Source organism: Neorhizobium sp. P12A, assembly GCF_008365395.1.
Classification (GTDB): Bacteria; Pseudomonadota; Alphaproteobacteria; order Rhizobiales; family Rhizobiaceae; genus Rhizobium.
This window is the reverse complement of sequence record NZ_QOVX01000001.1, coordinates 484,903-498,404: the sequence shown is the minus strand read 5'-3', so window position 1 is coordinate 498,404 and position 13,502 is coordinate 484,903. Positions and strand designations below refer to the sequence as shown.

Below are 13,502 nucleotides of genomic sequence, written 5' to 3'. Positions count from 1 at the left end.
TGACTGTTAAAGACGGGGTATCACAGTAAATGGAAGTGGGAACTCTGTCTTACCGCTGTGCGTGTTGCGGCAAGGAATATTCCGGTGCGCCTTCCTTCGGCTATGAGACGCCGCCCTTTATCCGCGAGGTGCCGGAGGAGGAGCGCCAGTCTCGCGTCGTGTTCGACAGTGATCTTTGTCACGTGCGGCTTCGGCCGAACGAAAATTCTCCCGATGATATCTTCTCCATCCGCGTCAACCTGGAGATACCGATTTGGGACTCACCCGAGACCTTCCTCTGGGGTGTCTGGGTCACTCAATCGGAGGAGAGCTTCTTGCGATATATCGAGACCTATAAGGAGGATCAGTCCAGCGAAGGTTCGTTCGGCTGGCTTCCAGTCGTTATGTCCCCCTATCGTGACCACGCAACGGAACAGAACAGTGGATACCTCGCCTGCGATGTTTATTGGGGCAAAAGCGGTCAAAGGCCGACGATCACGCTGCATGAGTGTGACCACCCTTTGTATCTTGACCAGCGAGACGGCATAAGTTGGCAAAGAGCAGTCGAGATCGCTCAGTTGCAGTGGCAAGGGCTTCACGGCAAGTAATTGAGGTGGCTCTTTCGGGAGCCGCTCCACCCGGTTCGAAAGTCATGAGGCCATGACATCAGATGACGAATTAACGCTGTTTCCCATCAACGCCAGCCATGTCGACAGCTTTCACCGGGCGCTCGATATGGTCGCGCGGGAAAAGAAATATCTGACGCTTCTGGAAGCGCCACCGCTGGAAGAGACGCGCGGTTTCGTGCTCGGCATGATCGAGAAGAAAAATCCCCAGATTGTAGCGCTGGTGGGAGACGAGGTGGTCGGCTGGTGCGATATCAGCCGGCACTTTTTCCCTTCGCATGCGCATCGGGGAAGCCTCGGGATGGGGGTCATCCCTGCCTACCGTGGGCGTGGTCTCGGTTCCCGCCTGCTCGAAAGGACGCTTACGGAAGCGCGCAAGGCGGGCTTCGTGCGCGTCGAGCTTGATGTCCATGCCGATAATGCGCGTGCGATCGCGCTTTACGAGCGCTTCGGCTTTGCCAGGGAGGGCGTTGCCAAGTACGCAGCCTGCATTGACGGGAACTACATCGACACGATCGGCATGGCGATCATCTATCGCTGAGACTAGCGTCCTTCGATGCCTGGGCTGGCCGGAAACGCCCGGTCCAACTTGCAGCTAAGCTCCCCACTGCGAAGCAATGCTATCCCTGAACCAGCGTTGGGCGGGATGGGTATCGTTGCGCCGATGCCATGACATCACGAAGGTTATGGGGTCTAGATCGAGCGGCGGATCGTGACGGACGAGATCTCCGCCGTGGCCCGACGCCTCCACCACCCCAGACATCAGCGTCGCTATCATGTCCGATCGCGCGACAAGGAGCGGTGCGGCGTACATATTCGGCAGGGTCAGAGCAAGCCTTCGCTTCAACCCTTGCCGAGCAAGTGCCGCATCGACATGGCCGAAGCGTTCGTTTTCCGGCGAGACCAGCAAGTGATCCAGTGCCAGGAACCGCTCTATCGTCAACGGCGTCACCGCCGACGGATGATCCTTGCTCATAACGCAGACGAAGCGTTCCTCGAACAGCGGTTTCGTCAGGATACGGCCGGTCGACGATGGCGGGACGCCGATTGCGACATCCACTTCGCCGGCGTCGAGCAGGGTGGTCGCATCGTCTCGGGCATTGAAATGCTTGACCTGCAGGCTGACGCCGAGCGCACTGTCCCGCAGGAATTCCAAGAGGCGCGGCAGAACGACGAAGGTCGGGTGATCGGAGAGGCCGAGTGTGAAACTCGCCTGCGATGTCATGGGATCGAAGCCCTGCGTGAACTCGAGCGTGCGCTGGATCTCGGCGAGCGCCCGGCCAAGCGGTTCCGCCAAATCGAGGGCGCGAGCGGTCGGCTGCAGCCCGGCGGGACCGCGAATGAAGAGTTCGTCTTTTAGAAGCGTTCTCAGCCTCGTCAATGCCGCGCTCATCGCGGGCTGAGTGCGGCCGATGCGGATGCCTGCCTTGGTGACGCTTCGCTCCGCCATCAGGGCGTCGAAGGCGACGAGGAGGTTGAGATCCATGCCATGCAAATCCATGGCATGGATGAATGCATATATCATCAATCGATTTCAAGCATGTTCGTGCAAGCGCTAGGTTTGCTCCGTTGCTCGAACAAGGAGGCAGTCATGCCATTTGCAAACTACAAATTCCCGCAGGGAACGCTGACTTCAGAACAGAAGGAAGAGATCATCCACAAGACCACGGATATGTTCGTGGGCTACTTCGGCGAGGGTGTCAGGCCCTATACCATGGTGCTGGTCGATGAGGTCGTCGATGGCGGCTGGGGGCGAGCCGACGAGGTGCTCACCATGGCAAGAATGAGGGAGTGGTCACAGCCGAAAGGATAATTCTACCGGCCGTGCAGATGCCTTGGAGGCTCTGCACGCCGTTCCTGTCGACGGTCAAGCGGCCCGTCGCTTCACTGCACGAAGATTGAATGTCGCGCGCAGCTTGAAACCCAATGCCTCGTAGAGCGAGATTGCCGTCGTGTTGCCGGAGAAGGCGTGCAGATAGACCGTATCGCCGCGCGCCGAAATCTCGCCGGCGACGAAGCGGAAGAGCAGCTTGCCGAAGCCGCGACCCTGGAAATCGGGATGGGTGCAGAGGCCGCTGAGTTCGGCAAAACCCGGCTGGCGCAGGCGCTGGCCGCCCATCGCCACCAGCTTGCCGTCGACCTTGATGCCCCAGAAGGTGCCAAGCTTCTGCGCGCCGAGCGTGAAGGGGCCAGGCTTGGTGAGGTTTGCGAGGTCCAGCATTTCCTCGGCGTCGGCTGATGTCAGCGGCTCGATGCGCGGATCGGAGATGCGCTCGTAAGGCCCTTGCGCGATCATCTGGACGAGCTGCATTTCTCGAACGACTTCCAGCGTCGGCGGAATTTCCAACGGGCCAAGCTCGACGATTGCCGCGACCTCTTCGCCGGAAAGCAGGTTTGCCAGCGCATCCCAGCTCTCGGGCGACTGGTCGCGCATGGCGGCGAAAGGCACGATGGACGGCGGATAGCGCCGGGCGAGATCGCCGCCTTCGGCGATATCCGCATGGGAGGTCTGAAGCGCGTTCCAGGCGGCGCGATCGAGTATGTGGCTCACTATATTTTCTCCTGATGCTTTATCCGACGGGCGAGGGGTGCTTCTGCAAGCCCGTCCTCGATCGTCGCCAATTGTTCGAGAAGAGGGCCGGAAAGCTCGCCGCAGAGGTCGCGCACGGCAGCTTCGATCACCGGCCAGATGTCACGCCGCGAGCGCTCCACCAGCGCGCGGCCTTTGTCGGTCAGCGAAACCAGCTTGCGTCGCTGGTCTTCCTCGGAGGCGCGGACTTCAACGAGACCGGCATCGGTGAGTTGGCCGAGGGTGCGCGTCGCCCCCGGCTGCGTGATGCCGACGGATTCCGCCAGCTCGCCGATGGTCAGAGGCCCGGCGCGATCGATCGCCCCCAGAAAGGGATACTGGCCGGCCTGGATGGTGACGCCGAATTCCTCGATGATCGCTTGCGTATCCGCCTGCAGCCGCTCGCCGATGCGGCGAAAACGGCTGCCGAGGCATAGGAAACCGAAATTGCGGACGACATCTTCAGCCACAGCTTTCTCCTGTGTAAATATCACGAGTTATATAACGTGTAATGTAATTTACGGCAAGTATGTCCCGCTCTGTCTATCAAATTGTCCAGAATGACAGATAGCCTTTGTGAGCGGCGCTATTTCGAGGTTTGACAAAGCTTCGCCAATCGACCATATCACGCGCAACAAGCCGCCTGCGCGAATCTCGCGCGGGCGGTTTTGCGTTCTAGGGCGCAAATTCTGCAATTCATTCGCATCTGCAATGGAGACGGTCGTGAGCGGACAGGGCAACAAGACGATACGAAAACTCGCCTTCTGGGGCATGCCGATCTCGCTCGTCGTATTGGCGTTGAAGCTGGCCGCATGGCGGGTGACCGGCTCGGTGGCGCTTTTGTCGGATGGGCTGGAATCACTGGTCAATGTGGTCGCCGCCTTCATCGCCTTCTTCGTCATCCGTTATGCGCAGAAACCGGCCGATCACGACCATCCCTTTGGACATCACAAGGCGGAATATCTTTCCGCCGTTACCGAGGGTGTGCTCATCGTGGTTGCGGCTCTGATGATCGTGCAGGAGGCGGTGGGGCACCTGGCGCATCCCTTGCCAATGGACGCGCCTGCACTCGGCCTTGCGATCAACTTCGTCGCCGGTATCATCAACGCCGTCTGGGGCTATACCCTCGTCAGGGAAGGGCGCGTGCACCGTTCCCCGGCGCTGACTGCCGACGGGCAGCATATTCTCTCCGATGTCTACACCTCGGCGGGCGTGCTCGTCGGTCTTGTGCTGGCGGTCGTGACCGGCTATCCGATCTTCGACCCTGTGCTTGCCATCCTCGTCGCGATCAACATCCTTTATCAGGGCTATACGGTCATTTCGGCCTCGATCGACGGCTTGATGGACAAGGCCGTGCTGCCGGAAGAAGAGGCTGCCCTTAAGGAGGTTATCGGGACGCATGCTGCCGGCTCGCTCGGTGTGCATGACCTGAAGACCCGCAGGGCCGGAGCGGTAACCTTCGTCGACTTCCACCTCGTCGTGCCGGCAAGCATGGCGGTCGGCGAGGCTCACAATATCTGCGACCGCCTTGAAGATGCCATACGCGCCATACATGCGGGCGCCGAAATAACCATTCACGTGGAGCCCGAGGGCGAAAAGGCCCATGGCATCCGCGTCAAAGTGATCAAGGAGGCTTGAATGCCCAAGACAGATGTCTCCGGCCTGTCGATGCTCGGCAGCCATACCGAAACCGCTTCCAACCCGGAGGACGCCGTCCTCGAAAAGGTGCCTGCCGGGCATCAGGGAACGGATTATGTCGTGCGCTTCACCGCGCCTGAATTCACCTCGCTTTGCCCCATGACCGGGCAGCCGGATTTCGCGCATATCGTCATCGACTACATTCCGAACGAATGGCTGGTGGAATCGAAGTCGCTGAAGCTCTTCCTGCATTCCTTCCGCAATCATGGCGCTTTCCACGAGGATTGCTCGATCTATATCGCCAAGCGCATCGTCGATCTCCTCGACCCGAAGTGGTTGAGGATCGGCGCCTACTGGTATCCGCGCGGCGGCATTCCGATCGACGTGTTCTGGCAGACCGGCAAGGCGCCGGAGGGTGTCTGGCTGCCGGACCAGGGTGTCGCGACTTATCGTGGGCGTGGGTGAGAGAGTTCTTGCGGTCGAGGTGTTGGCCTTAAACGGCTGGAACCCCTCATCCGCCCTTCGGGCACCTTCTCCCCAAGGGGAGAAGGTCCCGGCAGGGGGATGAGGGGTTCTCACAAAGAGACGCTAACGGGACTACGTCCTGTAAACATCTGACAGCCGGAAACAAAAAGGCCGGCGCTGCGCCGGCCTCCGTCATTCCCAAAAAACAATCTCAGACGTTGTAGCTGTCGTCACCGCTGTTGTCGAAATCGTCGTCGTTGTCCGAATCGTCCTGGTCGTCCGAAGCGTTAATGACGTTGTCGTTGTTGTCGTCGTTCTGGTTGTTGCCGTCATTGCCGAAGTAGTTGTTGTTGATGACGGTTTCCTCGACCGGGCGCTCGTTGCCACCGAGACCTGCAAGGCCTGAGCCAAGCCCGCCGAGGCCGGTGCCGCCAAGATGCGGGCTGAACAGGCTGCTTATTCCTTCCGCCAGCATGACGCCGCCGGCAACGCCGGCTGCCGTGCCGAGCGCGCCGCGCAGGAAGCTGCCGCCAGCTGATGGAGCCGATGGCTGCGCGTTCCACGGGCCGGAAGGCTGTTGCTGTCCCCATGGGCCGGCGGACTGCTGCGGCGGGGCGCCACGACCGTAATCGTCATAGCCGCGGCCTTGCTGCTGAGTGTTGCCGCCCTGCGGACCGTAATCAGGCGCTGCGCTGCGCTGGGGCTGTGGTTGACCGCCGCCGAAGAGCGAGCCGATGCCGCCGAGGAAACCGCCGGACTGCTGGGCCTGCGGATGGGCAGCACCCTGCTGTTCCAGCTCGTGCACACGAGCCTCGAGCTGCTGGATGCGGTCGGCGGCTGCCTTCATGCCCTGTTCCTGCACGATGACGGCCTGGGCGAGAAGATAAGGAGCGTAGGGCTGCTCCCGGACGGATTGATTGATGAGCGCCTCGGCGTCTGCATCGCGCGGCGCTGCCGCGGATGTACGGACGCGATCGAAGAGAGAGCTGAGCAATTGACGTTCTTCGGGCGACATGATGGCCTCCTTGGCTATCTGGGACGCGGATTTCTGCCGCGCTGAGCTGACGTAGGATCAAATTTCGGTTTTTCAAAGCCTTGGCAACTTACATTTCTGTAAGTTCAGCCACGAACCCACACCCGCAGAGGTCCGAGGGCGGTGAAGCCAAGCGCCAGTGCGCTGGCGAGATCATTGCTGCGTTCGTAACCGACGACCGGTTGGCCCGGAAAGAGCCTGCGTGCCTCGCGGATGAGCCCGCCGCGGACAAGGTCCTCCTTGTTTCCGATGGCAAAGAGGTTCGAATGGCCGACTACACCGCCCTGATGGTTCAGAATGCCGCCGCCCGACAAATCGCCGTTAGCGTAGGCTGCAAGAATGACGATGGCGGGATCACGCAGCAACCGCTCGGCAAAGATCGTCCTCTCGTGCCGTTCGCCGCCGGCCCAAGCCGTTTCCCAAGCGTCGAGTTCGGTCGTCGTCGTGATGCGTCTCCACGTGAGATCGTCATGGCTGCTCTTGAAAGGGGTGTTGGCTTCGAGGCCGATCCATTCGGCCTCGAAGAGAATTTCGAATTCCTGCGGGGAGAGGTCGATGGCGCAATAGCTGTCTTTTACGCCCCAGCCGCCTGGACGCAGACGGGTCAGGCCGGCGATCGCTGTTTCCTGTTCGCTGGCGGTTGCCTCTCCGGTGAGCGTAATGGCGTTGGGATAGAAGGGGGGCGTGCCCTCTGAAATTTGCCAGAGTGTAGGGGAAAATTCGCCGGCGCTGCCCTGCGCGGCGCAGACGGCGTCGCACCAGAGTGCGTTATTGAGAACTGCCCGGTGCAGCAATGGCGATGTCATTTTCTCCACTCCGCTCGAGACAGCGGCATAATACGGCCAGTTCTCGGGTTTGCCATAAGAATATCTTCACCCGTTCCGTGGCTTGTCTTTTTCCCGCATTGTTTTACGCATTGAGTCACACTATGTCCGGGAAACCCGAATGATGGCGAGAGAGGTTCGAATGAACGACGAAGAACAAGAAGACAAGACCAAGGAACTGCCTTTGGGGAAAGACGCGGAGGCAAATCTCTTCAAATCGCGTTCGATCTTCATCTACGGCACCATCACCATGGAGCTCGCCCAGAAGGTATGCTCGCAGCTCGTGGCGCTCGCCGCCGCCAGCGACGAAGACATCCGCATCTATGTGAGCTCGCCTGGCGGCCACGTCGAATCCGGCGATTCGATCCACGACATGATCAAGTTCATCAAACCGAAGGTCTGGATGATCGGCACGGGCTGGGTCGCGTCCGCTGGCGCGTTGATCTATGTCGCCGCTCCGAAGGAGCAGCGCCTTTGCCTGCCGAACACGCGCTTCCTGCTGCACCAACCGTCCGGCGGCACGCGCGGCATGGCGTCCGATATCGAGATCCAGGCACGCGAAATCATCAAGATGAACGAGCGCCTGAACAAGATCTTCTCCGTGGCGACCGGCCAGCCGGTCGAAAAGATCGCCAAGGATACCGACCGCGACTACTGGCTCTCCGCCGAAGACGCCAAGGCCTACGGCCTCGTCTCGCGGATCATCACGTCGCAGTCCGACATCTGATCTGAACTAAGCTGAATTCCAACGCCCCGCTTGCGATTTGCAGGCGGGGCGTTTTGTTAAGCGGCAAGGCTTAGGGAGATCCCGCCTGCTTAGCCGTTGAGCAAGCCAAGCTGGATCAAGCTTTCGGCGCAGGATATGATCGCCTCTTCCCTCGATCGTGGAGCCCAGCCGAGAAGGCGTTCGGCCTTCTTGCCGGTTGCGTTCATGTCATAGTCGAGCAGCGGCACGACGGCCTTCAGCTGCGGGTTCGTTTCACCGGCGATGCGCACCTGCTCGTCGGGCCATACTTCCGTCGACACTTTTTCGGCTGCCTTGCCCAAGCGCTGCTTCAGCAGTTCGGCAACTTCGATCATCCACATGCTCTCGCCCACCGTGGCAAGGAAGCGCTCGCCCCTGGCGGCGGGGTCGATCATGGCGCGAAGATGCAGATCGGCGACATCGCGGACGTCCACGCAGCAGGAATTGACGTTCAGGCAGCCCGGCTGGCCATTCAGCATGTTGGTGATCAACCGGATCGAATGGGAGTAGTCTGCGCCCAGAGCCGGGCCGTAGACGGTGACCGGATTGACTGATGTAAGCTCCAGTCCATTGCCTTCCCGCGCGATGAAGTCCCAGGAGGCGCGTTCCGAAAGGGTTTTCGATTTCTGATAGGGCGCGACGTTGCCGCTCAGATCGCTCCAGTCGGTTTCGTCGAATGGTCTGCGGTGATCGGGCCTGTGGCCGACGCCGATCGCGCCGAAGGCCGAGGTCAGCACGACACGCTTCACACCCGCGTCACGGGCCGCGCGGAGAACCCGGAGATTGCCGTTGACGGCCGGCTCGATCCAATCCTCCTCGCGGATCTGGTCACCTGACGGCGTGGGGGAGGCGCCGTGCATGACATAGTCGCATCCTGCAGCAGCCTCCGCCCAGCCGCGGTCCTCGGTGAGATTGGCGACAACGAAGGAAAGCCGATCGCCGGCATCCACGCCCCCCACCTTGAGATGCTGGCGCACTTCCGCCTCCCGCTCAAGCGAGCGGACGGTCGTGCGCACTCGGTAGCCGGCGTTCAGCAGCACCAGCATGCAATGTTGCGCAATGAAGCCGGTGCCACCGGTCACGAGTACAAGCCTGTCGGTCATTGATGTCATACCTCATGGTGTTGAATTCGTGCCGCATTTCCGTTGCGGCTTGTCGATGAGGCGAAAGTAGGTGGCGGTGCCTGGACTGTGAATGCTTGAAAGTACGGGTTGCTTTCGCGATAGTACGAGAATGTTGATCGATCCATTCTCCGAAGTTCTGACACTGACCAATGCCGAGGCCGTCGTGACGGGCGGGTTCACCGCCGGCGGTCCCTGGGCGATCCGTTTCCCGGCTCGCGAGAAGATCAAATTCTTCGCGGTCGTGAAGGGAAGTTGCTGGGTAACGCTTGATGGAGAGCCCGATCCGGTTCTCTTCGAAACCGGCGATGTCGGTCTCCTATCGGTTCCGCGAGGCTCGGTTCTTGCCAGTGATCCCGGCGTCGGCCCTGTCGGGGCGATGGAACTGTTCACCGGAGCCGGACGGAACCTTGCGACGATCGGTGATGGTAACGACTTCGCCTATATCGGCGGCCACGTCCTTCTCGATCCGATCCGCGGAAAGCTGTTCGCGGAGATCCTGCCACCGTGGATTCACACGCGGGCGGCATCGCCGCAGGCCGCTGTCTTCCGCTGGCTCCTTGACCGGCTCATTGAGGAAAGGGATGCAGCCCAGCCGGGCGCGCTTCTCGCCTCCGCGCAGCTGACGCAACTGCTCTTCATCCAGATCCTGCGCTCCCATCTCGAGACGGCAAGCCTCATGCCCGCCGGCTGGCTGCGCGCGCTCGCCGATCGTCGGATCGCACCCGCGCTCCGGCTGATGCATGGCGATCCGGCCCGGTCATGGCATCTGGAGGAACTCGCCAACGCCTGCGCGATGTCGCGAACATCCTTTGCCTTCCACTTCAGGACGGTCGCAGGCGTTGCGCCGCTCACCTATCTGACCGAGTGGCGGATGCACCTTGCCGAACGTGCTTTGCGGGAGGAGAGGACGACTGTCGCGACAGTCGCACGCTCGCTTGGCTATGCCTCCGAAAGCGCCTTCAGCACTGCCTTCAAACGCATCAAGGGCAGCTCGCCGACCGCCTATCGCGCGGCTCTGATTGCTTCGAATTTGAATAGTCCGGGAGAGCCGCGCCCGGACGATGTCGCTGATGCCACTTAGGCGAGCCAGCCGCCTTTAACATCCATTTTGCCGGTCTATCGGGCCGGGCATCCCCTCAAATATAAAGCGGCGCCATCTTCCGCCAGGCGCCGGCGCGGTGCGCGCGGCCGTCCCAGCGATGCAGCTGGTGGCCGACCTGCTTTTCTGCCAGCAAGCGGCTGAGATGGAGATTGTTGTCAAGGAAGGGATCGGCGTCCCCGATGGTCAGCACGATGTCGATCTGCCGGAGTTTCTCAAGCCGCCAATCGCAATTCAGGCCGGGCAGGAAATGCGTCGGCGTGTGGAAATAGACGGTATCGTCGTAATAGCCGTCGAAGAGGTCGCCGAAGGATTCGACTTTCAATGTCAGGTCGTAGCGACCGGAAAAGGCGACGAGCTTGCGGAAGAGATGCGGATGGCGGAAGACGAGGCTGGCTGCTTGATAGGCGCCGAGGCTACAGCCCTGCACGATGGTGCAATCGTTAGGGTTCTTCTCAGCCATCAGCGGCAGGACTTCATTCAGGATATAGTTTTCGAAGGCCTCGTGGCGGCGGATGCGCTCGGCGGGGTGGCGGTGCGATCCGTAGAAGGTCTCGGTCGCGAGGCCCTCGATGCAGTAGAGCTGCAGGTAACCGGCCCGCAGTTTGTCTGCGAGACTGGCGACGATACCGAGCTGTTCATATTCCCAAAAGCGCCCGTCGCGCGTCGGAAACATCAGCACCTTGGCTCCGGTATGGCCGAAAACAAGAAGCTCCATGTCCCGCTGCAGGCGATGGCTATACCAACGCAGATATTCGCGGTTCATAACACCTGGAAGAAGTGACCCACTTTCCGACGGAGATCAGCGTTCTGTTCTCCGCTACCAGGATAATCGAAGTGGCCAGCGTCCAGGATGAAGATTTCGTTAAAGTTTGATTGCGGAATTGCGTCGGCGACCGCGAACTGGCAGGGCGGCGCAACAGCCGGATCGAAGAGGGCGACAGCGACAAGCATCGGTATCTTGATCCTTTCCGCAGCACTCGCCGAATCGAACAGGCGCAGGGTTTCGAACACGCTGCCGTGGGTCTTCTGGTAGGTCTGGACGGAATCGGCGCTGCCGACCGTCGGCAGGCTCAGCCACAGTTTCCTTTGTCCAAAGGTCGGCACGACGAGATGGCCGCGAGTGATGCGGTCGTCGAAGGGGATGGCCAGCGCGCCGATGCCGCCGCCGAAGCTGATGCCGCTATAGCCGATATGGCCTGACAGCCAGGGATAGAGCACGAGTAGTGTCGAGACGGCGATCCAGAGGTCGTCGACGCAGCCGCCGATAATGTAATCGTCCGGCTTGTCGATGCCGTAGAGGACGTGGCCGCTGGCGTCCGCCGGGATCGGTGGACAGGCGCTGAGTGACAGGCCGCGAGCGCAGGGGAAAAGGACTGCCGTCTCCTCGACCGGCAGATCGAAATCCGGCTGGTCGCGCCCGCCATAGCCATGTCCGACGACGAGCCCGCGACGCACCGGCTTGTCGCGTGGCAAAAGCAACCAGCCGCCGATCTTGAAGGAGCCGGTCGACATGTAGGTAATGTCGAGAACCTGCCATTCTGGATGGTCGAGCTTGCTTTTGCGAAGCACCGGCTGTGGGTCGGTTGCGAGAGCCCGGCTATATCGTTTCTGCCAGAAATTGTCGAAACCAGGCGGCGCCTCTGGAGGCTCGACCGCGAGAAGCTGTTCGAGCTTCATGCCGTAGGTGGGGTCGAAGGGGAAGGGGTGTGTTGTCGGAACGCTCATAGGTTCGTTTTTCCGCGAAAGGACCGGCAATGCAAGACAGTCATGTCTGTCCAAGCGGACAAAACTACGTCATCTGCCCCCGGATCTTTCTCCGGCTTCAGGTAGAAGAGCGAAAAGTGCAATGGGCCTAGGGCAATAAAGGCCGATATAACGCCAATTCGGGCGGGATCAGAGCTTGCGCAGCCTGTCTCCGTCATGCTCCATGACGTTTCCTTTTTTCCCATCCAGTCGTTCGCCCGCCATGCTCAAAGATTTCTCCGTGCAAAGCCTGTTCATGGGCTGCCTCACCGCCTTTGTCGGTTTCGCCAGTTCCTTTGCCGTTGTGCTGCACGGGCTGCAGGCGGTGGGTGCGACGGATGCGCAGGCCGCGTCCGGCCTGACGGCGCTCTCGATAGCGATGGGCATCTGCGCCATCGTGCTCAGCCTTACCACCCGGTTGCCGATCAGCATTGCGTGGTCGACCCCGGGTGCAGCCCTGCTTGCCAGCGCCGGTATGATCGAGGGTGGGTTTCCGACTGCGGTCGGCGCGTTTCTCGTCTGCGCCGTGCTGATCGTCATTGCCGGGCTGTTCCGGCCGCTAGGGCGAGCGGTGGCTTCCATTCCGGCGCCGCTTGCCAATGCCATGCTGGCCGGCGTGCTGATCGGGCTCTGCTTTGCGCCGGTCAAGGCGATCGCGTTCAACCCGCTCTTCGGCCTGCCGATCGTCCTTGCCTGGATCGCCGTCGGTGCGTTCAGGCGGCTCTGGGCAGTGCCTGCCGCGTTGGCTGCCTTCGCGCTGGTGCTCGCCTTTGGCGTCCATGTTCCGGATGGTGCGCTGGCATCGCTTGAAGGATCGCTGCTGCCGCGTGTCGAGTTCGTCATGCCGGTCTTCACCGTTGCCGCCCTGGTCTCGATCGCCCTGCCGCTCTTCATTGTCACCATGGCCTCGCAGAATATTCCTGGTATCGCGGTGCTGAAGGTCAATCACTACAATCCGAAGCCTGGGCCGCTCTTTGCCGCCACCGGCCTGTTTTCCATCCTCAGCGCGCCCTTTGGCGGACATGCCGTCAATCTGGCGGCGATCACGGCCGCCATGTGCGCCGGGCAGGATGCGCATGCCGATCCGTCGCGGCGCTATTGGGCCGCTGTCGTTGCCGGTATCGCCTATATCGTGCTCGGGCTGCTCGCCGGCGCGGTTACCGCCTTCGTCGGGCTGGCGCCGCCGATCCTGATCGAGGCCGTCGCCGGTCTTGCGCTCGTTGCTGCATTTTCAGGTTCGGCGATGGCAGCCTTCCAGCATGCGGAAACGCGGGAGGCGGCGGCCATCACCTTCCTTGTTACCGCCTCTGGCGTCTCCTTTGCCGGCATTTCCGGTGCCTTCTGGGGCCTGCTGGCGGGCGGATTGATGATGCTGCTGCAGAAATTTGTGCAGATGACAAAAAGGTAGACCGGGGCTTGCTTGTTTTTGATGCCTTGGCTATAGCTCGGCTCATGAAGTCCACTGGCGCAAAGATTTCCGAGCAGATTGTACGCGGGCGTATCGCCCTGCGAGACAACACGCGCGCCCTTACCTCGCTTCTTCTCCTCGGCCTTACGCGCGGTTGCCGGGTCCGTTGAGGGGCGCCCGGCGGCCGACAAGCCCGCCAGGCCAACGCTCCTCGCACAAACATTCAAGACCTGAGCATACTAGACC

General features: G+C 61.1%; 16 protein-coding genes. 8 read left to right on the top strand and 8 right to left on the bottom strand.

The window, feature by feature from the left end; genetic code table 11:
• Positions 1 to 29: 29 nt before the first annotated feature.
• Both DTW90_RS02350 and DTW90_RS02345 read left to right on the top strand, forming a co-directional pair.
• Positions 30 to 587, top strand: a complete 558-nt coding sequence (locus DTW90_RS02350) for a DUF2199 domain-containing protein (protein WP_149336225.1) — start codon at positions 30 to 32, stop codon at positions 585 to 587.
• A gap of 52 nt (positions 588 to 639) precedes the next feature.
• Positions 640 to 1,146, top strand: coding sequence for a GNAT family N-acetyltransferase (locus DTW90_RS02345; protein WP_149336224.1), 507 nt, complete (start codon positions 640 to 642; stop codon positions 1,144 to 1,146).
• A gap of 54 nt (positions 1,147 to 1,200) precedes the next feature.
• Here the strand turns inward: DTW90_RS02345 and DTW90_RS02340 are convergent, their stop codons facing one another.
• On the bottom strand, positions 1,201 to 2,091 hold the full coding sequence (locus DTW90_RS02340; protein WP_246664873.1) for a LysR family transcriptional regulator: 891 nt from the start codon (positions 2,089 to 2,091) through the stop codon (positions 1,201 to 1,203).
• Between the two features lie 105 nt (positions 2,092 to 2,196).
• On the opposite strand from DTW90_RS02340, the gene DTW90_RS02335 reads away from it, so the two are divergent.
• Entirely contained in the window at positions 2,197 to 2,418 is a 222-nt protein-coding gene (locus DTW90_RS02335; protein ID WP_149336223.1) for a tautomerase family protein, read from the top strand.
• A 54-nt stretch (positions 2,419 to 2,472) separates the two neighbouring features.
• Here the strand turns inward: DTW90_RS02335 and DTW90_RS02330 are convergent, their stop codons facing one another.
• A complete protein-coding gene (locus DTW90_RS02330; protein WP_149336222.1) occupies positions 2,473 to 3,156 on the bottom strand; it encodes a GNAT family N-acetyltransferase in 684 nt (227 codons plus the stop codon).
• Positions 3,156 to 3,644: a MarR family transcriptional regulator gene (locus DTW90_RS02325; RefSeq protein ID WP_149336221.1), complete on the bottom strand. Its 489-nt coding sequence runs from the start codon at positions 3,642 to 3,644 to the stop codon at positions 3,156 to 3,158. Before DTW90_RS02325 ends, DTW90_RS02330 begins: the two co-directional genes overlap by 1 nt.
• 253 nt (positions 3,645 to 3,897) lie before the next feature.
• Here DTW90_RS02325 and DTW90_RS02320 point away from each other — a divergent pair, with 253 nt between their 5' ends.
• Positions 3,898 to 4,812, top strand: a complete 915-nt coding sequence (locus DTW90_RS02320) for a cation diffusion facilitator family transporter (RefSeq protein ID WP_132519213.1) — start codon at positions 3,898 to 3,900, stop codon at positions 4,810 to 4,812.
• A complete protein-coding gene (gene queF, locus DTW90_RS02315) occupies positions 4,813 to 5,277 on the top strand; it encodes a preQ(1) synthase (RefSeq protein WP_132519216.1) in 465 nt (154 codons plus the stop codon).
• Between the two features lie 211 nt (positions 5,278 to 5,488).
• On the opposite strand, the gene DTW90_RS02310 is transcribed toward queF, so the two are convergent.
• Both DTW90_RS02310 and DTW90_RS02305 read right to left on the bottom strand, forming a co-directional pair.
• A complete protein-coding gene (locus DTW90_RS02310) occupies positions 5,489 to 6,292 on the bottom strand; it encodes a DUF2076 domain-containing protein (protein WP_149336220.1) in 804 nt (267 codons plus the stop codon).
• A gap of 104 nt (positions 6,293 to 6,396) precedes the next feature.
• Positions 6,397 to 7,116: a hypothetical protein gene (locus DTW90_RS02305; protein WP_149336219.1), complete on the bottom strand. Its 720-nt coding sequence runs from the start codon at positions 7,114 to 7,116 to the stop codon at positions 6,397 to 6,399.
• Between the two features lie 142 nt (positions 7,117 to 7,258).
• Between DTW90_RS02305 and DTW90_RS02300 the strand changes: the two genes are divergently transcribed.
• Positions 7,259 to 7,861: an ATP-dependent Clp protease proteolytic subunit gene (locus DTW90_RS02300; protein ID WP_132519912.1), complete on the top strand. Its 603-nt coding sequence runs from the start codon at positions 7,259 to 7,261 to the stop codon at positions 7,859 to 7,861.
• A gap of 89 nt (positions 7,862 to 7,950) precedes the next feature.
• Here the strand turns inward: DTW90_RS02300 and DTW90_RS02295 are convergent, their stop codons facing one another.
• Positions 7,951 to 8,982: an aldehyde reductase gene (locus DTW90_RS02295; RefSeq protein WP_149336218.1), complete on the bottom strand. Its 1,032-nt coding sequence runs from the start codon at positions 8,980 to 8,982 to the stop codon at positions 7,951 to 7,953.
• Between the two features lie 130 nt (positions 8,983 to 9,112).
• Between DTW90_RS02295 and DTW90_RS02290 the strand changes: the two genes are divergently transcribed.
• Entirely contained in the window at positions 9,113 to 10,084 is a 972-nt protein-coding gene (locus tag DTW90_RS02290; RefSeq protein ID WP_149336217.1) for an AraC family transcriptional regulator, read from the top strand.
• 55 nt (positions 10,085 to 10,139) lie between these two features.
• Here the strand turns inward: DTW90_RS02290 and DTW90_RS02285 are convergent, their stop codons facing one another.
• Both DTW90_RS02285 and DTW90_RS02280 read right to left on the bottom strand, forming a co-directional pair.
• Positions 10,140 to 10,868 (bottom strand): alpha/beta hydrolase-fold protein, encoded by a 729-nt coding sequence (locus DTW90_RS02285; RefSeq protein WP_149336216.1) that lies wholly within the window; start codon positions 10,866 to 10,868, stop codon positions 10,140 to 10,142.
• Positions 10,865 to 11,830: an acetylxylan esterase gene (locus tag DTW90_RS02280; RefSeq protein WP_149336215.1), complete on the bottom strand. Its 966-nt coding sequence runs from the start codon at positions 11,828 to 11,830 to the stop codon at positions 10,865 to 10,867. The genes DTW90_RS02285 and DTW90_RS02280 overlap by 4 nt, the downstream gene beginning before the upstream one ends.
• Positions 11,831 to 12,071: 241 nt before the next feature.
• Between DTW90_RS02280 and DTW90_RS02275 the strand changes: the two genes are divergently transcribed.
• Complete coding sequence (locus tag DTW90_RS02275; protein WP_149336214.1) at positions 12,072 to 13,256, top strand: benzoate/H(+) symporter BenE family transporter; 1,185 nt, start codon at positions 12,072 to 12,074, stop codon at positions 13,254 to 13,256.
• Positions 13,257 to 13,502 lie beyond the last annotated feature (246 nt).